Consider the following 18,853-nt stretch of genomic DNA (forward strand, 5'->3'; position numbering starts at 1 on the left):
CCCCTTGGGGTTCTGCGGAATACTAAACCCTAGCCATTGTTGTTGTGTTGCGCCATGATGCGGTCTCACACGTCTCCCCGCGATATTCGGGCACCCCGCTGCCGTCGGATGTGGTTGCGCTCAGAAACGGTCTTTGCCCTGCTGCTATTGACCAGTGACCTCGTGGGGTTGGTGTTGGCTTGGAAGTTGGGCTTACAACTCAATCGCTTCTATGCGCCGTTGCCCCCTGATTTAGCAGCGTGGTACTGGCTGGGATTGCCCAGTGTCTTTTGGCTCTTTGCCACTGGTCTATTGTTTTTGATTGCTGTGAGTGGGCTGTATCACCCGCGCGGCCATTGGAAAAATTATCTGCGCCTTGCCAAGGTGCTGAGCTTGGGCTATTTGTTGGCGCTGGCGATCGCCTACTTCTATGACCCCACCGTAGATTTACCCCGCTCGCTGTTTTTTAGTGCTTGGGGTCTCAGTGTGGTTTTCGCGGTGATCTTGCGCTTAGCCGTGAGTCTGGCGTTCAAAATTTGCACCCTACGGCAACCGATTCGCGCTTTTCTGGTGGCGCCCCCGGAGCGACAGGAGCATCTCAGCCGCCTACTAGAGCAACGCTCGAACTATAAGATTGTCGGCAGGGCGATCGCCACCATGGCCAATGAACCGGAAACCCTGACCGAGATTCTCAACTGTCAAGCCCAAGAGGTGATTGTAGAAGGCCTCCCCCCAGCCCATCTCGCTTCAGCCCTCTATTGGCAACTACGCCAACATGGCATTGCCCTACGCTTGATTCCCTCCAGCTTGGAAATGCTTTACCGCCGCGGCACCCCGGAAATTGTGGCGGCTTTGCCCACCCTGCGGGTAGATATGACGTATCTCAATGGTTGGGAATATCGGCTGAAGCGCTATTTGGACGTGATTTTGGCACTCTTTGGCATCGTGGTGCTGGCACCCCTCTTTATTGTGGTGGCGATCGCCATCAAACTCACCTCCCCAGGGCCTGTCTTTTTCCGCCAAGAGCGGGTAGGACTCCACGGCCAAGTCTTTCAGATGTGGAAATTTCGCACCATGCGAGCCGATGCCCCGCAACTCCAAGCGCAGTTGGAAGCACAAAATGAATCCGCCGATGGTATTCTCTTCAAGGTAAAAAACGACCCTCGCCGCACGCGCCTCGGCAGTTTCCTGCGCAAGACCAGCATTGATGAACTGCCGCAACTGTTTAATGTCCTTTGGGGAGATATGAGCTTAGTGGGGCCGCGTCCGCTACCCCTGCGGGATGTTGCCCGTTTTCATTCTTGGCACCATATTCGCCATCAGGTGATGCCGGGGATTACCGGGCTGTGGCAAATTTCTGGCCGCTCTCAAATTGGCAATTTTGATGAAGCCGCCCGCCTTGACCTTTACTACATCGATAACTGGTCTTTGAATCTGGATTTGGAAATTCTAGTGGAGACCGTGCACATTGTGCTCTTTGGTAGTGGGGCGTATTAGGTGCGGCAACAATTGGCTGGCAAATAACTGTTCCACCTGTTGAGCTGAGAGGGGGCGGGCAAAGAAATAACCTTGGCCATAGTTACAGCCGAGGGCTTGGAGCACACGATATTGTTGACGGGTTTCGATGCCCTCCGCCACCACCTTTAGCCGCAAAGAATGCGCCAGCATGAGAATCGTGTGCACAATTGTCGCCGAAGATTCCTCACTATTGAGGGCAGAAATAAACGTGCGATCAATTTTTAGTGTATCAATGGGAAAACGGTGCAAATAACTCAGGGAAGAATAGCCCGTGCCAAAATCATCCATATACAGGCCAATGCCCATGGCGCGAATTTCCTCAAGGGTGGCGATCGCCACCTCCTTGTTGTCAATCAAGATGCCCTCGGTCACCTCAAGGCGCAGTCGCTCAGCGGGAAATTCTGTTTCTGACAAAATTGATCTTAAGTTGAGCAGCAGATCCGCTTGCTGGAAATGACGACCGCTGAGGTTGACACTAATGCTTAAACTGCGACTGCGGGGAAACACCTTTGACCAGCGTTGCATTTGCCGACAGGCTTCTGCCATCACCCACCAACTAATGGGTAGGATCAGACCCGTTTCTTCGGCGACAGTCATGAATTCACCGGGGGAGACGATTCCCCGTTCGGGATGTTGCCAGCGCAGCAGCGTTTCAAAGCCGACAATATTGAGCGTTGATAGATCAACAATCGGTTGATAGTACACCAAAAATTCATCGCGCTCTGCCGCCCGTCGCAGATCAGTTTCCATTTGCATCAGGGCAATGCTCTGGGCACGCATCGTCATGCTAAAGACTTCATAGCGAGCTTTGCCCAAGGATTTCGCGCGGTACATGGCGGTATCCGCATCCCGCAACAAGTCCTCAGCCGTTTTGCTTTCCTCGCTGGGGAAGGCAATGCCAATACTGGCACTGGTAAAGACTTCATGCCCCTCAAGGAGAAAAGGACGGCTCAGAGCCACTAGCACTCGTTCTGCCACTTCGATCGCTTGGGCGGGAGTCGTTAACTCCTCCAAGAGAATGGCAAATTCATCACCCCCAAGGCGGGCGATCGTGTCCTCAGCGCGGGTACAGGCCGTCAGTCGCTGGCCAATGCCAATCAGGAGTTGATCCCCAGCTAAGTGCCCCAAGCTATCGTTGATCACCTTAAAGCGATCCACATCTAAAAACAGCACCGCAAAGAGGGAGTTGGGGCGCCGCACGCGACGGGTAATGGCTTGCGTCAGCCGATCCATAAAGAGCACCCGGTTGGGTAGCCCCGTCATGGCATCGTGGAGGGCATCGTGGAGAATTTGCTCCTGAATCAAGTGGTACTCTGTGACATCGGTCATCGAACCGGCCATGCGATAGGGCTGTCCCTCTTCATTGCGCAGGGCTTTGCCCCGCGATCGCATCCAACGGTAACTGCCATCGGCGTGTTTAATCCGAAACTCACACTCAAAATGGGGACGGGTACCGAGAAGATGCTCCTTCATGCTCTGGCGTAGCCGCTCTAGGTCATCGGGGTGGACACGCCGCCACCATTCCTCGATGGTGGGTTGTAGGGTACCGGGGGTTTCGCCAACCAGCAGTTCCCAGCGGGGAGAATAATACATCGAGCGATCGCTAATCTGCCAATCCCAAAGGCCATCATTGGCGCCCTCAGCTGCCAGAGCATAGCGTTCTTCACTAATGCGCAGGGCGAGTTCAGAACGTTTGCGTTCAGTAATGTCAGTAATGTAGCAGCGAATTAATTGGCTCTCCCGCAGCAGATGGATTGTCACTTCGTAGGTGCGATCGCCAACGTTGATTTCTTCAACAGAAAATCGCTTTTCCTGCAACGACCAGCTTTTGAGGCGCGATAGCAGCGGATGCTGCACATCTGGTTCCCCAAGATCGGGAAATTCCTGAATGGCCGCTGGGTTGAGATAGGTAATTTGGCCATTGGGGGCCAGTTCAATGATCGGATAGGGACTTAACTCTGGAAAGGAGGACAACCGCAGCAGTTGGATTTCGGTCACCTCAGACATTTCACTGCTGACGAAGGCACCCCCCCAAGAGGCCACGTCTTGATCTGAGATACTTGATGCTTCGAGGGCGCGGGTGTAGCGATTGAACCCGGAGTCAGAAATATTGGCGATCGCGTGGTAGCGGGCGCGCACATCACCGCCAAAGACGATCAAATCCTTATGCTGAAGAATGTGGGATTGACAGGGCTTGCCATTGACCGTCAGACCATTGACACTGCGCTTCCCTTGTAAATCGCCATCAATGAGGCGAAAGAAAAAATTACCACTGCTGGGATCCAAAACCCGTAGCAAAACAGCGTGCTGACGGGAAACCATTGGCGACTTAAGAACAATCGTATTGCTAGGATGTCGCCCAATTGTATAGGTACTGGCTTCCAAGGGAATGGTACGCCGACCCTCTTGATCCTCAATAACGAGGAGATGGCGCCACTTCTTCGGCGGATCAGACTTCACATCAATGGCCTCGGCAAATTGTCATGAGGAAACGGTTTTCACTAGAAACTCCTCAATCAAACCGGTATTGATGAAGAGACTCACTTGCTATTCTAGGACGTGAGATTTTATCCTGTTTACAGAAAATTTACTGGGTTGCAGTGCAGTCTTTATCCTGACAATACTTAGAATAAGTTAAGCATTTCTTAACAGTGTAATGTGATTTTCATGGGTGGCAGTCTTTTTCACATCGATGGAACACACTTAAAACTGTGAAAGCTGCTCTGGGAGAGGATGATATCCCCCTCACATATCCCATAATTTGGAAAACCGTTATATGTTGGCTTCATCCTATCGGATTATTTTTATTCTTTTTCTCTCGATGGCTGTCTGGCTCCAAAGACGCCGTCCAGTGGGGCGATCGCTTTGCCTTGGACTCGTAGCGGCTCTCCTGCTATGGTTGATCCCACCCTCTTTGGCAGCAGCCATGACCCCCAAGCACTACACTGAGCTGACATTTCCCCCCTTACCGGAAATTCAAGTGCCGGCCTATGAACGCCGTCAGTTGGCCAATGGGATGGTGGTCTATCTCCTAGAGGATCACGAGTGGCCCTTGGTGCGAGGCACCTTAATCTTTCGGGCAGGTAGTCGTTGGGATCCGCCGGCTCAGGTGGGTTTGGCAGAAGTCAGTGGCGACCTGATTCGCACGGGTGGCACCCAAGTTCATCGTGCCGCTGAAATTGACCAATGGCTTGAGGATCGAGCAGCAGCCATTGAATCGGGTGTCGGCAAAAGTTTAGGGCGGATTAATTTCAACAGCCTCAAGGAACACAGTGAAGCGGTTCTAAGCCAACTAGCGGAGATGCTCCAAGCGCCAGCAGTAGAACCAGAGCGATTTGAACTGGCGATTCGGCGCCGACAGGGGATCATTCAACGCCGCGATGATCAACCCAATGCCCAAGCAGAACGGGAATTTTACAAGCTGATCTACGGTGCGGAGAGTCCCTATGCCCGCACCCAAGAGTTAGAAACCCTTGCCAAGATCACACCGGCGGATGTGCAGCAGTTTTACCGCAGGTACCTCGCTCCCTCCCGCTGTATTTTGGGCTTGGTGGGCGACTTTGATGCCTCACAAATGGGCGATCGCCTTGAAGCAATTTTTGGCTCATGGCAAGATCCACCGAACTTACCTCCTTTGCCCCCCTTACCTAGGGTAACAGTTGATACGTCGCCAACAACGGTGGTGATTAATCGCCCCCATCTCTCCCAAAGCTACATCTACACGGGGCAATTGGGGGGGACGCTCAAAGATCCGGACGTGTTTAACCTCTATGTTCTCAATGGGGTTCTCAATGGCTTTGGCGGGCGTCTTTTCAATGAAGTGCGATCGCGCCAAGGCTTGGCCTATAGTGTCTATGCCGCTTGGAGTCCCGAATTTGACTATCCAGGGGTCTTCTATGGGGTGGGACAAACCCAAACCCAGACTACAGCCAAGTTTCTCAGCGCCCTACGGCAGGAAATCCAGCGACTGCAACAGGAACCCGTTAGTGCCGCAGAACTGAACTACGCCAAAGACAGTATTCTCAACTCCTTTGTCTTTAATTTTCGCGATCGCCTGCAAATTCTCAATCGTCTCCTGCGCTACGAATACTACGATTTGCCCAAGGATTTTATCTTCCGCTATCAGCGAGCCGTTAAAGCCGCAACGGCAGCAGATCTGCAACGGGTGGCACAAACCCGCCTAAAACCAGAACAGTGGCGTACCCTGATTGTGGGCGATCGCATCCCCTGCCCTACGACAAATTGCCAGCAACGACAATCTCAATCCTAAGAGCAAGATGAGCTTTCGCATTCAGAATATTGCGCGGCTGCGCCAAATCAAGCAATCATCGTTAGACTAGCGATACAGACCTTTTCCGAAATCAAGTAACAAGTTGTGAGGAAACCCTATGTCAGCTTTGCGTCTCGCTCTTTTAGTCAGCCCTACCTTTTTGGCATCCGTCCTGAGCTTGGTCCCATTGATTGCACCTGCCCATGCCCAACTCAGTACCCCCATTCCCGTGCCACCTCCAGAAAGCAGTGAGTGTGTCACCAATCCCCACCAGAAGTTTCAACTGGTCTGTACTCGCCTAGGCGCTCAGGAAACGAAACTGCAAGCTAGCCGTGATAATGGCTCGCTGCCCCCTCCTGTACTAGAGTTTACTGAGGAAGAAAGTAATACCGCGATCGCGCTATTTGGCTGTGATTGTCCCCTGTGTCTAAATGCCCTACGGCAAATGCGTGGCCAGCCTCCCCTCAATCAACTGGGTTAATACTGGATACAAGGGAGTAGGATCCAAGTATGAGCCGCTGGATTAACCTGCTTGCCCTACTCCCTAATACCATCCTCACAATTTTATTTAGTCATCCCTCGCCCCACAATCGAGAAGTGAGGTTGAGAACCGTAGGGTCAGCGTCGGGAGGATGTCACACAATCCCAATTTGGGTCTGTTGATCATTCCATATTTTCCATTTTTCGTAGATGCGGCGTAATGTGCCGTCCTTCTTGAGGATGTCGATGGCTTGATCAACTTCTGTTTTGAGGGTTTCTCCTTTGGGGTTGTTCTTATTAAAGGCAATCACATAGTTATCCAAAAAGATCGGGACACCAATTGGGCGCAGGCTATTGTTCACTGTGCCCCCCGGACCGGCACCAAGAACGTAGTAGGCCACTATCGGGAAGTCGACGAGCAGAGCATCAACATGCCCGATGGCTAGAGCATTCATAAACCCCGTTGCATCATCATAGAGACGGGTTTTGATGCGGGGGTCTTTCTCTAGAATTTCCTGCGCCTTGTAGCTCATACCAGTGCCAACGGTCATGCCAGCCAGATTGGCTAGGGTAACTTCACTGGTGGCAGTGTATTTTTCGAAGCGGGGGTCATCTGCTCGCACTACAATCTGTTGGCCGTAGCGGTAGTAGGGCTGGGAAAACCATTGGATGCGCTTGCGATCAGTGGTGATTTCCCAACCGTTAAGAATCATGTCAAAGCGATTGGCGGCAAGGGCAGCGAACAGTTGATCATAGGACACCTCAAAAAAAAATGCCCTGACTCCCATCAGGCGTGCGATTGCTTCAGCAATTTCCACCTCAAAGCCAATCAACCTGCGGCGATCCGCTGGATCGTAAAAAACGTAGGGGGCACCCTCAATCGGATCCGCCCCCCAAGTCAATGTACCGGGACTGAGCAGGCCATTGCTTGAGATGATCCCTGTCGCCGTAGATCCAGACAAGGAATCCGCCTTCCCGCCACAGGCCGTCAGCAGGCTCTTGCTGGCTGTGGCAATTATAGATATCGCGATTCCTTGAGAGACATGGCGCAAAAAGGTACGACGCTGCCATCCCATACCGACTTTCATCTTTGCAGTTGATCGGGCTTGAGGCTACCCATTGCTCAACCCCAACTCAGTTTAGCACATCGGCAGGCAGCACCCCCCGCCAGAGAATCCATGGAGGCTAAGGGGTGCTACTTTTTATCGCTACTGCCGCCAAGACTACGACGTTTTGTTACTGTTTGGAAGGCGTAAATAATATCTCCTTCCTGCCATTGTTGAAAATCATCCAAGCGCACACCACATTCGTAGCCCGCCGCAACTTCGCGGACATCGTCCTTCATGCGTTTTAGCGAACTCAAGATGCCTGTGTGAATGACACTTTGCTGGCGCAGCACCCGTACTTTGCAGTTGCGCACGAGCTTGCCATTGAGGACATAACAACCGGCCACAGCTCCTTTGCTGAGGGGGAAGATAGCTCGCACTTCGGCTTGACCCAGTTCTTCCTCGACCAGTTCGGGTTCCAGCATCCCCTCCATTGCCCCTTGAATATCATCGAGGAGCTTATAGATGATGTTGTATTCGCGAACATCAACGTTGTGCTGCTCAGCCGCTTGGCGTGCCCCTGAGGCAAGGGTGGTATTAAAGCCAATGATGACGGCACTACTGGCGGCGGCAAGGTCAACATCGGTTTCAGTAATTTCGCCGGGGGCAGCCAACAAGACTCGCAACTGTACTTGATCTTGGGGCAGTTGGTTGAGGGCCGCCAAAATCGCCTCGACGGAACCTTGAACGTCGGCTTTGAGAATGAGATTGAGTTCTTTGAGTTCCCCTTCGCGGGCTTGACTGGACAACGAGGTAAGGGAGACCCGCCGGGCGGCTGCGGCTTGGGCAAGGCGGGATTGGCGTTGAGCGGCGGCTCGCTCCTCCGCAAGGGCACGGGCGGCTTTTTCATCGCTGAGGACTTCAAATTCATCCCCGGCAGCAGGGACATCCGCCAGACCCAAGACTTCGACAGCAAAGGAGGGGGTTGCTGCCTCGACACGCTGCCCGCGATCGTCAATCATGGCGCGAACCCGACCAAAACAGGCACCTGCCACCAGAATATCGCCGACCCGCAGGGTACCGTTTTGTACCAGCAATGTGGCCACAGGTCCCCGTGCCCGATCCAAGTGGGCTTCAATGACGGTGCCTTTGGCAGGGCGATCGGGATTGGCGTAGAGATCCTCCACCTCAGCCACCAGCAGGATCATTTCTAGGAGCGTATCGAGATTTTGCTGTTGCAGGGCACTGACAGGTACCATAATCGTGTCGCCGCCCCACTCTTCGGGCACCAAGCCGTATTCAGTGAGTTCCTGCTTGACCCGCTCCGGTTGGGCAGACTCTTTGTCAATTTTGTTAATGGCGACAATGATCGGCACTTTAGCTGCTTTGGCGTGGCTAATGGCTTCAATGGTTTGAGGTTGCACCCCATCATCGGCAGCAACCACGAGAACAGCAATATCGGTGACCCGTGCCCCCCGTGCCCGCATGGCGGTAAAGGCTTCGTGACCGGGGGTATCGAGAAAGACTACCTGATGTTTTTCGCCGTTGTGTTCGACATCCACGTGGTAGGCGCCAATGTGTTGGGTGATGCCGCCTGCTTCCCCTTGAGCCACTTTGGCATTGCGAATGGCATCGAGAAGGCTGGTTTTGCCATGATCCACGTGACCCATAATCGTGACCACGGGTGGACGCCGTTGCAGGTGATCGAGGTCGCTCGACTCCAGCATTTCGGTGACTTTTGTGGCCTCGGCTTTCTGCTGTGCCGTTTCCACCGTAATCCCCAATTCCTTGGCCACGAGTTCAATTGTTTCCACCTCAAGGGTTTGGTTGATGGTGGCGGCAATTCCCTTAAAGAAGAGAATTTTAATGATTTCCGCTTCGGGGCGACGCACTAAACTGGCCAACTCCTGCACTGACATCGGGCCTTCAATCGTAATGTGATCGGGCGGTGGTGCTTCGGCTGGCTCTTCGTGACGGCGATCGCGATGCCGGGGTTGTTTTTTCTCGCTGCTTTTTTCGGTTTTCGCCGCTGGTGTAACGGGACGGGCGGGACGAGGCGCCTTGGGCTTGGGTGGCCGTTGCAGCGATTGGCTGACATCAACGGTTACTTGGTGTACCCCGACCAAACGGCTGGTGAGTTCTAGTTCTTCCTCTTCGTCAATGACTTCTTCACGCAACTTGACGACGCGGGAGGATTTCCGTTTGTTCTCCTCATCATCAAAGTCTTTGTGACGGTGGCGGTCTTTGATGACTTTGCTAACGGACTTGTCATCGAGTACCTCAACGGTTTCGGTGACGGGCTTGGGTGGATTGGGTGCCCGCAGGACTGGCGCAACGGGTTTGGGTGGCGGTTGTAGCTCTGGTAAAGCTGGCTTGGGCGCCATTTCCGGGGGGTTGACGGGTGCCGGGGGAACTGCCCGCTGGACAATTTCAATGCGATCTTGACTGCTGGGTTTCGCAGGAGCGATCGCCACCTTTTCTTTTTTGGGGGGTTCCTTTAGCTCTTTGCGGGGTGGGGGAGCCGCAGCGACTTTTTCCACTTTCTTGGTGGGGCGGGCGGGCGGAGGGACTAAAGTAGGCGCTGGACGCGGTGGTGTCGGTTCGGGTTTTGCGGGAGGTGTAGGGGGTTTGGGCGCCACAGGTTCCACTGCCTTGGTGGCAACTGGTGCAGGGGGTGTGGGTCGCGCAGGGGGCTGCGGTGCTTGGGGACGAGCGGGAGGTTGTTGTAATTGAGGCTTGGGCGCTTCTGGCGTCTCAGAGCGGGGTTGAGTGTGGACAGCAACAATTTGCTGCGTTTTTGGAGGGGCTGGGGCTTTCTTCACAGGAGGAGGTGTTTTTGAAACTTTACGGGGTGAGGCACTATGGGGTTGATAGGTTTTGGCCGCTTCGCGAATGCGATCGGCATCGGCATCGGAAATTGTGCTGCTGTGACTTTTATAGGCAATTCCCAACTGTTCACAGATCGCCAATAAATCTCGATTATCTAGGTTGAGTTCTTTTGATAGGTCATAAATGCGAACTTTACCAATGCTCATGCTGTCTCTCAAAGGCTCTGAAATCTCTACGAAGGGGCAAACGGTAGGGCGATCGCGATCGCTCAGGTAAAGGCTACCGTCAAGGTGGAATTAATGGGTTTTAAGGGATGGGTTGGGGCAACTCACTCAACAACAATCTCAAGAGTCAGGGCTAAAAAAATAGAAGTATCCCTATTATTAACGATTTTGGTAGGGATTGATCAGGGCAACAGCCCCAAGGGGGGATCAATTTCAATTCTGCGGGCTGCTAGATCAACCACCGGCACGATGGCTGGCACAAAGGGAATATACACTGATCGGGGGGCTTCTTGCGCTGGGTCGAGTAACTGCACTTCTAGTAAGTCATTGCCGGCATTGACCAAGCCCACCACTTCGCCAACTCGCTCACCTTGGTGATACACGGCAAGTCCAATCAAGTCCATGAGGTGGTATTCATTTGCGGCAAGGGGTGGGCGATCGCTGGCGGGGACTAAAATTTCTGCCCCCTTGAGTGCCTCCGCTGCGGTGCGATCGCTGACTTCGGCAAAGGTAACCACAAACTGTTCGGCACGGGGTAAAAATCGCCCGCGCACGAGGGTAACCGCATGGGGTTGGGGCTGCCGGGGCGATCGCAACCAACGAGAACCCGCCACGGTAAAGCGTTCGGGAAAATCGCTAAAGGGCTTGACCTTAACCTCCCCCCGCAGGCCGTGGGCACCGACAATTTGGCCGATACAGAGCCATTCACTTGTCTCAGGGAAGGGGGTCACCATAGGCCGTCCAAGCCAACTTGAGTAAACCGTTCATAATTGCTGTGGCAACGCTCACGCCCCCCTTGCAACCCTTAATGGAGATGTGGGGCACCCAAGACTTTTGCAGGCGATCCAAAATGGGGGGGAGAAAATTGGGGGCAGCGTCAATAATTAAGGCAGGGCGAATTTCCTGAGCCTCCACTAAAGTCAGGAGGGGTTCTAGGGCTGAATGATCACTACTGAGGACAAAAATAGCCGTGGGATGGCGTCGTGCCAAGGTTTCTATGCCAAAAGCAATGCGGGACTTTTCCTGCTGCGGACGGGTGAAGGTTTCTGCCCCACAGTAAATGGGATTGCCAAAGGTGTTTTGGGTGTAGGAGAGCACCCCCACCTGCACCATCGTCACATCCACCACAATCGGGGTATGAGCGGCAAGGGCAGCCACACCGGATTGCAGGGCCTGCTCTGAGTAAATAATCAAATTCAGATACTCTAAATCCCCCGTCGCATAAATCACACGGCGCGTAATATCGTATTGTGCTGGACTCAGGTTGTGCCCGGCCAGCAACTGGTCAATAACCCGTAGTTGTGCAACGTCAGACTGGTGCCATTCCATCAAAGGTGCCGCAAGGGAGCTAGGGAATAATCAATATACCAACAAAATTTCTGCCCCACTAGGCGAGGTGGAGCCGTGACATCCTCTAGTGTACGAGGCGATCGCCCGATTTCATGCATGGTGTGGCGATCCACGATTTCAGCGAGACTGGTATGCTGGAAACAGCGTCCTTGAACTTGTGCCACTGTGTCTCAGATTTTCTGTCCTGTCCCGGCAGATCAACGACCGATCAACGAATATCGTGACCTCAAAGCCTCTTGGTTTTTTGAATGGTCGAGTTGGCCGCGGCCGCGTTTTCAAAGGCGTTTGCTACTGCTGTGGGGGATGGCTTGGCTCATTAGTGGTCCGGTGGCGATCGCCAGCTTTTCAGTGCAAGAGGCACCCCTACATGTTTTCTTCGCTGGGGTGCTAGGAGCAAACTTCCTGCTGTTGCTGATTCTTTTGCGCCTTGTACTCGGTTGGGCTTATGTGGGCGATCGGCTGCACCGTCCCACGGTCATTTATGAGGAAACGGGCTGGTACGACGGTCAGGAGTGGCAAAAACCCGAAACTGAATTGGCTCAAGATCGCCTGATCTATACCTACGAGTTGCGCCCGATTTTACAACGGTTACAGGTAACCCTTTTGGCGCTCGTGATCTTTTCTTTGGGACTGACCCTTGCTTGGGCACTCCTGTAGCTGCTGCTGATATTGTTGCTCATTGACCTGCATGACCGAACCTATGTCCAAACGCACCCAAGCCCCTCTGCTCGATGTTTGCTTACTGCGGGAAGGGATTGTTGAGTCGCGCCACCATGCCCATGCCGTGGTCTGTGATGCCCGTGGCCGAATTCTTGCCCTTGCAGGTAATGCGGAAACCGCTGCTTTTATCCGCTCTGCCCTGAAGCCCTTTCAAGCCTTGGCAGTGACCACCACGGGAACGATGGAGCGGTTTGACCTGAGCGATCGCGACCTCGCGATTATCTGTAGTTCCCACCAAGGGCGTATTGAGCAAGTCCGCCAAGTCTTTAACATCCTCTGGCGTGCCGATGTGGATCCCACTGCCTTGCAATGTCCCGTTCCCCCCGGCCGCCAAGGGGCACTGCAGCACAACTGTTCGGGTAAACATGCGGGGATGTTGGCGGTTTGTCAACAGCGCAATTGGCCATTGGCAAGTTATCTGCACAAAAATCACCCCGTTCAGGCTCTGATCCTCTCCAAGGTGGCAGAACTACTGAAGATGCCCGCCGCAGAATTTATCTGTGCCCACGACGACTGTGGGGCGCCCACGTACTTGATGCAACTGGTGCAGATGGCCACCCTTTACGGCCAACTGGCCTCGGGCAATGACTGGGCAATGGAGCGCGTCGTTCGTGCCATGACCCACCACCCTGATTTTGTTGCCGGTCCCGGTGCCTTTGATAGCGAGCTGATGCGCCTCACGGAGGGGGAAATCCTCAGTAAGTCCGGAGCTGAGGGGATTCAGTGTGTGGGTCGTGTGGGCGAAGGGATGGGATTGGCGATTAAGGTGAGTGATGGTGCGAAGCGTGCTAAGTATGCCGTTGCCATTCAATTGTTGAAGCAACTGGGCTGGATTACTCCCAGTGTGGCGGAAGCCTTGGGGGAGCAGTTTCTGATTCCCAACCAATTTACCCGTCTCGAGGTGAATGGTGAACTGACCTTTGCCTAGGGGGCTAAATTCTAGCCTGAATAGGTTCTCCCTTGGGTTATGATTTGTATTCAATTTTAGTGAGCACGGAGGCTGTTGTGGCTGTCACAGCAAATGTCGGAACCATCTTTCCTGTGGTGTGGGCGGGCGATCGCGTGCAGTTAATTGACCAAACCCGCTTGCCAGAACAGTATGAACTCAAGGACATCACCACCGCAGCGGAGATGGCCACCGCCATTCGGACAATGGTTGTGCGCGGTGCGCCAGCGATTGGGGTTGCCGCTGCCTTTGGCATGGTCTTGGGGGCACGGGAATACACAGGGAGCGATCGCAAGGGCTTCTTGGCTCACCTAGAGAATGTCGCTTCCGAATTGCGGCAAACCCGCCCAACGGCAGTGAATTTATTTTGGGCCATCGATCGCATGCTTGGGGCAGCCCAGCAAGCCACAGCCAGCCTTGAGGAACTGCAGCAGCACCTTCTTGAAACCGCCCAAACCATTGCCCGTGAAGATGTGCAAACCTGTCAAGCCATTGGTGAAAACGGCCTTAGTGTCCTGCCGAAAACGCCCGAGAAGTTGCGCCTGCTTACCCACTGCAATGCCGGTGCCCTAGCGACAGCAGGCTATGGAACAGCGTTAGGGGTGGTTCGTGCGGCTTGGGCGGCGGGTCGCTTGGAGCGAGTCTATGCCGATGAAACTCGTCCTCGTCTTCAGGGAGCGAAATTAACCGCTTGGGAATGTGTGCAAGAGGGCATTCCTGTCACCCTGCTGGCGGATACGATGGCGGCGCACTGTATGCAGCGGGGGATGATTGATGCGGTGGTGGTGGGCGCCGATCGCATTGCCTTGAATGGGGACACCGCCAACAAAATTGGTACCTATAGTGTTGCCCTCGCCGCCAAAGCCCACAACATTCCCTTCTTTGTCGCCGCCCCCCTTTCTACAATTGATACTAAAATTGCTACTGGGGCGGAAATTCCCATTGAGGAGCGCCACCCCCAAGAAATTTATCAGGTGGGGTTTAGCCGCATTACACCCGCTGGGGTAGATTTTTACAATCCGGCTTTTGATGTCACCCCTGCCCATTTAATTAGTGGCATTATTACAGAGCTAGGGGTTTTTGCTCCTGCTGACCTTGCACAGGGTATTGGTGCAGCAGCAGGTTAACGGCGGCAGACTGCACGGGCAATATCACCCGCTATCGTACCGGGAGGATAGCTTTTGGTTCCCGTCCAATCCCAACCGTAATAATCACTCTTAACATCGTAGGGATTACAGGACGCCGTTGCCCGATGCCAGTAATCGTCGCCAAGGGTCGAGAGGCTAAAATCCACTTGGATAATGCCATTCCTATTTCTATAAAAGCGACGGGAATCCATATCCACAGTGTAAACACGGCCTCTACTGTCGCGAGCCACTTCCACTTCCATTTCTGCGAAACTAGGCGGGGCGATCGCCAGACTGAGGCTCAACGTTGCTGCCCCCACAAGGGCAACAGGTGTCCGAAACATGGTCACAAAACCTCTTTTTTTGCTAACACGATCGTAGCAACTGTGGTAGAAAATCGTTATTCCCAATTCAAAAAGCTTTATAGAAAAGATGATTTCCTCGCCATCCTCTTTAAGTACAACCGACCTCAACGCCCTTGCTGAACGGATCCGTATCGCGGCTGAGCGAGCCAATGGAAATGTCCATGACCTGTTGGCATTGCTGCGGCTTTTGGAGCAATTGCATCGCGAAATTTGTGACAATCAGTTTCAAGCGGCCTTGCCCACCAACCGCCAAGCGCTCTATCAACTACTGCGGGATATTGAAACCAATGGCGGCTGGCCCTACATTCCCCGCAAACGCCTAGAGTCTTTTTTGGGGGCAATTCAAGAGGAATCAGATAGTCATGAATGTTGAACGCTGGCTGATCCGCCAAGAGCCGCAGTGGCTAGAGCTAGAACACCTCCTCAACCGTGCTGAGACAGAGGGGATTCAAGCGCTATCGGCAACGGAGATTTGCCGCCTCAGTCAGTTGTACCGCTTGGTTAGTGCGGATTTAGCGCGGGCAAAAACTCGCCGCTTGGGCAGTAGCATCGTCAACTATTTGCAGGGTCTCACCTTGCGGAGCTACAGCCAAGTCTATCAGGGTCAGCGCTCCCAAGATTGGCGCAAAGTTTGGTGGTTTTTCCAGCGGGGCTTCCCAGCGGTTGTCCAGCAAACATGGGTCTATACGGCCTTTGCCTTGGGGGTATTTCTGGTGGCGGCGGCGATCGCTTGGTGGTATGCGTGGAGCGATCGCCAATTTTTGGAACTAGTGGTACCCGCAGACATCCTTTCCCTTGTGGAAGAGGAGGGCAAGCTCTGGATGGGATCGATCGTCGGGGTTGAACCCCTAGCCTCCAGTGCCATTATGACCAATAACCTGAGTGTGGCTTTTGCAATGCTAGCGGGAGGTATCCTAGGGGGGCTAGGGACGCTTTATATCCTCTGGAACAACGGTCTGCACATGGGGGCGATCGCTGCCTTGGTGGCTCAAAACAATCTAGGGTATCCCTTTTGGGCTTTTGTCAGTCCCCATGGTGCTTTGGAGCTGCCTGCAATTTTTCTGGCCGGCGCTGCGGGTCTGTTGTTGGGGCAAGCGATTCTCTTGCCGGGGCGTTACCGTCGCCTGAGCGCACTCAAAGGCAATGGCGCCTTGGCAGCACAACTGATGTTTGGCATTGTTCCCCTCTTGGTGATTGCCGGTATTATCGAGGGCTTTTGGTCGCCCAATCCGCTAATTCCCAACAGCGTTAAATATCTTTCTGGCTTAGGGTTATTTGCGGCTTTAGTGCTCTATTTGGCTTGGCCGCTAGAGCGATCGCCCACGGGTGAGGGAAAATAGAAGGATGCTTTATTGACGTTTAGGCCGATCGCGAGAACACTATGGCAGAAAACTGGCGCAGTCGCATCATTACAGAAGGCGTTCAACGCACCCCCAACCGAGCCATGCTGCGAGCCGTGGGCTTTGGCGATGAGGATTTCAACAAGCCGATTGTTGGGGTGGCCAGTGCCCACAGTACGATTACCCCCTGCAATATGGGGATTGCTGCCCTTGCCAGTCGTGCCGAAGCAGGCATTCGGGCAGCGGGGGGAATGCCGCAGTTGTTTGGCACAATTACGGTCAGCGATGGTATTTCCATGGGCACGGAGGGGATGAAATACTCTCTCGTCTCGCGGGATGTGATTGCTGATTCGATTGAGACCGCCTGTAATGCCCAAAGTATGGATGGGGTGCTGGCGATTGGTGGCTGCGACAAAAATATGCCCGGCGCGATGATTGCCATGGCACGGATGAACATTCCCGCCATTTTTGTCTATGGGGGCACGATTAAGCCCGGTCATTGGCAGGGTCAAGACCTGACGGTGGTTAGCGCCTTTGAAGCGGTGGGTCAGTTTAGTGCCGGCAAAATGGATGAGGCGACGCTCCATGCCATCGAGCACCATGCTTGTCCGGGGGCGGGTTCCTGCGGCGGTATGTTCACGGCCAACACAATGTCCTCAGCCTTTGAAGCCATGGGCATGAGCCTAATGTACTCGTCAACAATGACAGCGGAGGATGCTGAAAAAGCCGACAATACAGAGTTGGCGGGCAAGGTGCTGGTGGAGGCGATTCGTAAGAATATTCGACCCCGTGATATTATCACCCGCAAATCCATTGAAAATGCCCTCAGTGTGATTATGGCGATCGGTGGCTCGACAAATGCCGTGCTGCACTTTCTGGCGATCGCCCACAGTGCCGAGGTTCCCCTCACCATTGATGACTTTGAAACCATTCGCCAGCGGGTGCCCGTCCTCTGCGATCTCAAGCCCTCGGGTAAATACGTGACTGCGGATCTACATCGGGCAGGGGGCATTCCCCAAGTAATGAAAATGCTCCTCAATGCTGGCCTACTCCACGGGGATTGCCTCACGATTACGGGGGAAACCATTGCCGAGCGGCTGCGGGATGTGCCCGATACCCCCGACCCCAACCAAGAGGTGATTCGTCCGTTTGACAAGCCTCTCTACGCCACCGGCCACCTGACCATTCTCAAAGGGAATTTAGCCACTGAGGGCGCTGTCGCCAAAATCTCTGGGGTAAAAAATCCGCAGATTACCGGTCCGGCGCGGGTCTTTGACTCTGAGGAGGCCTGTTTAGAGGCCATTTTGGCCGGTAAGATCAACCGCGGCGATGTCATTGTCATTCGCTATGAAGGCCCTGTGGGTGGTCCGGGGATGCGAGAAATGCTGGCTCCCACCTCTGCCATTATTGGTGCCGGTTTAGGGGATAGTGTTGGCCTCATTACCGATGGTCGCTTCTCTGGTGGAACCTATGGCATGGTCGTGGGTCACGTTGCCCCAGAGGCGGCAGTAGGTGGCACGATCGCCCTTGTGGAAGAAGGAGACTCGATCACCATTGATGCCCATCGGCGGCTGCTGCAACTGAATGTCAGTGAGGAAGAACTGGCAGCGCGGCGGGCTAAATGGCAGCCCCCGGCACCTCGCTATACCCGTGGGGTATTGGCCAAGTATGCCAAACTCGTGTCTTCTAGTAGTCTGGGGGCAGTGACTGATCGCTTTGTTTAGAGGTGGCTAATTCCTGCAAAAAGGCCTCGATACCGGCGCGATCGCTCGTTTGGCGCGGATAGACCAGAGCAGGGCGTTGCAGGGTAATCAGCTTCACCCCCAGCTCACGGGCAAGGGTCTGCTTGATCTGCTCACTCTCGGTACCCGAGGCCTTGGTCACCACCGTTGTAATCTGCCACTGTTGCCAGAGGGCACGCTCTAACTCTCGCGATACGGGGGGGAAAATGGCAATTAAGCGCTGGCGATCGAACCCCGCCGCCAAGGCAGCCTCCAGTGCGCTTGTTGTGGGCAAAATCCGTGCAAAGAGGGTAGCCTGACGCTGGAGGGGCGCAAAAGCTGCCAAATGTTTGACTCCTAGGGTCAGCAACACCCGCTCACCCATGAGGAGATCCCCTTGCAGCAGTGTTGGCAAATCAGTATAGATGCCAAGAGCTGGCGGAAATGCTGGGCGTTCAAAGCGCAGGTAGGGCAAGCCAAATTCTTGGCTGATGGCAATGGCAAGGGCAGAGATTGCCACCGCAAAGGGATGGGACGCATCCACCACGGCTTGAATCGAATGTTGCTCGATAAACTCACGGGCACGCTCAGGGGTCAAGCGCTCGATATGGCAACTCAACAACGGATGCGCGTCATAAAGATGGCAGGCCGCCGCTGTGGTCACGCTCACCCAGCAGGGAAACCCTTGGCAGACAATTAATTGGGCAATCCAGCGACTCTCTTGGGTGCCGCCAATCAGCCAAATCGCTCCAGTCACCTAGCCCAGCAACGCTCGGCGAAAGTTTTCTCGATAGGACTTATTCATCAGTAGCGGTAGCCACAGCACGCTGAGAACAAAGCGCGATTGTGTGTAGTAGGTGCGGTGAAACCCTTGCCAAAAGCGCAGCGCAATCAAGAAGTAGAGAACAATTGCACCCAGACCGAGGAGTTCCATAAAG

18 protein-coding genes are annotated in these 18,853 nt (G+C 54.0%); 9 read left to right on the forward strand and 9 right to left on the reverse strand.

What is annotated here, in order from left to right; all coding sequences use genetic code 11:
• The first annotated feature begins 57 nt into the window (after positions 1-57).
• Positions 58-1,476: a sugar transferase gene (locus RHH81_RS01755; RefSeq protein WP_399378980.1), complete on the forward strand. Its 1,419-nt coding sequence runs from the start codon at positions 58-60 to the stop codon at positions 1,474-1,476.
• Here the strand turns inward: RHH81_RS01755 and RHH81_RS01760 are convergent.
• Positions 1,429-3,957: an EAL domain-containing protein gene (locus RHH81_RS01760; RefSeq protein WP_302678694.1), complete on the reverse strand. Its 2,529-nt coding sequence runs from the start codon at positions 3,955-3,957 to the stop codon at positions 1,429-1,431. The genes RHH81_RS01755 and RHH81_RS01760 overlap by 48 nt on opposite strands.
• A gap of 316 nt (positions 3,958-4,273) precedes the next feature.
• On the opposite strand from RHH81_RS01760, the gene RHH81_RS01765 reads away from it, so the two are divergent.
• Positions 4,274-5,767, forward strand: a complete 1,494-nt coding sequence (locus RHH81_RS01765) for a pitrilysin family protein (protein WP_225901617.1) — start codon at positions 4,274-4,276, stop codon at positions 5,765-5,767.
• Positions 5,768-5,885: 118 nt separating this feature from the next.
• A complete protein-coding gene (locus tag RHH81_RS01770) occupies positions 5,886-6,248 on the forward strand; it encodes a hypothetical protein (protein ID WP_302677141.1) in 363 nt (120 codons plus the stop codon).
• Between the two features lie 154 nt (positions 6,249-6,402).
• On the opposite strand, the gene RHH81_RS01775 is transcribed toward RHH81_RS01770, so the two are convergent.
• The 5 genes from RHH81_RS01775 to RHH81_RS01795 form a co-directional block, all read right to left on the reverse strand.
• Positions 6,403-7,323, reverse strand: coding sequence for an ABC transporter substrate-binding protein (locus RHH81_RS01775; RefSeq protein WP_206200814.1), 921 nt, complete (start codon positions 7,321-7,323; stop codon positions 6,403-6,405).
• A 119-nt stretch (positions 7,324-7,442) separates the two neighbouring features.
• Positions 7,443-10,328, reverse strand: a complete 2,886-nt coding sequence (gene infB, locus RHH81_RS01780; protein ID WP_310743286.1) for a translation initiation factor IF-2 — start codon at positions 10,326-10,328, stop codon at positions 7,443-7,445.
• Between the two features lie 200 nt (positions 10,329-10,528).
• Positions 10,529-11,080, reverse strand: coding sequence for a ribosome maturation factor RimM (gene rimM, locus RHH81_RS01785; RefSeq protein WP_206200816.1), 552 nt, complete (start codon positions 11,078-11,080; stop codon positions 10,529-10,531).
• Positions 11,061-11,675 carry a precorrin-8X methylmutase gene (locus RHH81_RS01790; RefSeq protein WP_302677778.1) on the reverse strand — a complete coding sequence of 205 codons (615 nt, stop codon included), beginning with the start codon at positions 11,673-11,675 and terminating at the stop codon, positions 11,061-11,063. Before RHH81_RS01790 ends, rimM begins: the two co-directional genes overlap by 20 nt.
• Entirely contained in the window at positions 11,675-11,860 is a 186-nt protein-coding gene (locus tag RHH81_RS01795) for a hypothetical protein (RefSeq protein WP_302677145.1), read from the reverse strand. The genes RHH81_RS01790 and RHH81_RS01795 overlap by 1 nt, the downstream gene beginning before the upstream one ends.
• A 1-nt stretch (position 11,861) precedes the next feature.
• On the opposite strand from RHH81_RS01795, the gene RHH81_RS01800 reads away from it, so the two are divergent.
• The 3 genes from RHH81_RS01800 (at position 11,862) to mtnA (ending at position 14,489) form a co-directional block, all read left to right on the forward strand.
• Complete coding sequence (locus RHH81_RS01800) at positions 11,862-12,353, forward strand: CGLD27 family protein (protein ID WP_310437936.1); 492 nt, start codon at positions 11,862-11,864, stop codon at positions 12,351-12,353.
• Between the two features lie 43 nt (positions 12,354-12,396).
• Positions 12,397-13,344, forward strand: a complete 948-nt coding sequence (locus RHH81_RS01805; protein ID WP_255451666.1) for an asparaginase — start codon at positions 12,397-12,399, stop codon at positions 13,342-13,344.
• A gap of 77 nt (positions 13,345-13,421) precedes the next feature.
• On the forward strand, positions 13,422-14,489 hold the full coding sequence (mtnA, locus tag RHH81_RS01810) for an S-methyl-5-thioribose-1-phosphate isomerase (RefSeq protein WP_310743287.1): 1,068 nt from the start codon (positions 13,422-13,424) through the stop codon (positions 14,487-14,489).
• Here mtnA and RHH81_RS01815 read toward each other — a convergent pair.
• Complete coding sequence (locus tag RHH81_RS01815) at positions 14,486-14,833, reverse strand: hypothetical protein (RefSeq protein WP_206200820.1); 348 nt, start codon at positions 14,831-14,833, stop codon at positions 14,486-14,488. The genes mtnA and RHH81_RS01815 overlap by 4 nt on opposite strands.
• 88 nt (positions 14,834-14,921) lie before the next feature.
• On the opposite strand from RHH81_RS01815, the gene RHH81_RS01820 reads away from it, so the two are divergent.
• From RHH81_RS01820 to ilvD, 3 genes are read left to right on the forward strand one after another with little or no spacing between them, the layout of a single operon-like run.
• A complete protein-coding gene (locus RHH81_RS01820; protein WP_206200821.1) occupies positions 14,922-15,227 on the forward strand; it encodes a hypothetical protein in 306 nt (101 codons plus the stop codon).
• A complete protein-coding gene (locus RHH81_RS01825) occupies positions 15,217-16,194 on the forward strand; it encodes a stage II sporulation protein M (protein WP_206200822.1) in 978 nt (325 codons plus the stop codon). The genes RHH81_RS01820 and RHH81_RS01825 overlap by 11 nt, the downstream gene beginning before the upstream one ends.
• A gap of 41 nt (positions 16,195-16,235) precedes the next feature.
• On the forward strand, positions 16,236-17,918 hold the full coding sequence (ilvD, locus tag RHH81_RS01830; RefSeq protein ID WP_206200823.1) for a dihydroxy-acid dehydratase: 1,683 nt from the start codon (positions 16,236-16,238) through the stop codon (positions 17,916-17,918).
• On the opposite strand, the gene RHH81_RS01835 is transcribed toward ilvD, so the two are convergent.
• A complete protein-coding gene (locus tag RHH81_RS01835) occupies positions 17,881-18,672 on the reverse strand; it encodes a cobalt-precorrin-6A reductase (RefSeq protein ID WP_206200824.1) in 792 nt (263 codons plus the stop codon). The two genes, ilvD and RHH81_RS01835, sit on opposite strands and share 38 nt — an antisense overlap.
• The gene (locus tag RHH81_RS01840) at positions 18,673-18,849 is read right to left on the reverse strand and encodes a hypothetical protein (RefSeq protein ID WP_206200825.1); all 177 of its coding nucleotides are present in this window, start codon (positions 18,847-18,849) and stop codon (positions 18,673-18,675) included.
• Positions 18,850-18,853 lie beyond the last annotated feature (4 nt).

It is taken from the genome of Thermosynechococcus sp. PKX95, assembly GCF_031583295.1.
Taxonomy (GTDB): domain Bacteria; phylum Cyanobacteriota; class Cyanobacteriia; order Thermosynechococcales; family Thermosynechococcaceae; genus Thermosynechococcus.

Coding starts and splice junctions, on each gene's coding strand:
- RHH81_RS01790 (WP_302677778.1), bottom strand. CDS start 11,675: ATGGAATGGCACCAGTCTGACGTTGCACAACTACGGGTTATTGACCAG.
- RHH81_RS01770 (WP_302677141.1), top strand. CDS start 5,886: ATGTCAGCTTTGCGTCTCGCTCTTTTAGTCAGCCCTACCTTTTTGGCA.
- RHH81_RS01775 (WP_206200814.1), bottom strand. CDS start 7,323: ATGGGATGGCAGCGTCGTACCTTTTTGCGCCATGTCTCTCAAGGAATC.
- infB (WP_310743286.1), bottom strand. CDS start 10,328: ATGAGCATTGGTAAAGTTCGCATTTATGACCTATCAAAAGAACTCAAC.
- RHH81_RS01825 (WP_206200822.1), top strand. CDS start 15,217: ATGAATGTTGAACGCTGGCTGATCCGCCAAGAGCCGCAGTGGCTAGAG.
- ilvD (WP_206200823.1), top strand. CDS start 16,236: ATGGCAGAAAACTGGCGCAGTCGCATCATTACAGAAGGCGTTCAACGC.
- RHH81_RS01805 (WP_255451666.1), top strand. CDS start 12,397: ATGTCCAAACGCACCCAAGCCCCTCTGCTCGATGTTTGCTTACTGCGG.
- RHH81_RS01820 (WP_206200821.1), top strand. CDS start 14,922: ATGATTTCCTCGCCATCCTCTTTAAGTACAACCGACCTCAACGCCCTT.
- RHH81_RS01765 (WP_225901617.1), top strand. CDS start 4,274: ATGTTGGCTTCATCCTATCGGATTATTTTTATTCTTTTTCTCTCGATG.
- RHH81_RS01815 (WP_206200820.1), bottom strand. CDS start 14,833: ATGTTTCGGACACCTGTTGCCCTTGTGGGGGCAGCAACGTTGAGCCTC.
- rimM (WP_206200816.1), bottom strand. CDS start 11,080: ATGGTGACCCCCTTCCCTGAGACAAGTGAATGGCTCTGTATCGGCCAA.
- RHH81_RS01840 (WP_206200825.1), bottom strand. CDS start 18,849: ATGGAACTCCTCGGTCTGGGTGCAATTGTTCTCTACTTCTTGATTGCG.
- RHH81_RS01755 (WP_399378980.1), top strand. CDS start 58: ATGCGGTCTCACACGTCTCCCCGCGATATTCGGGCACCCCGCTGCCGT.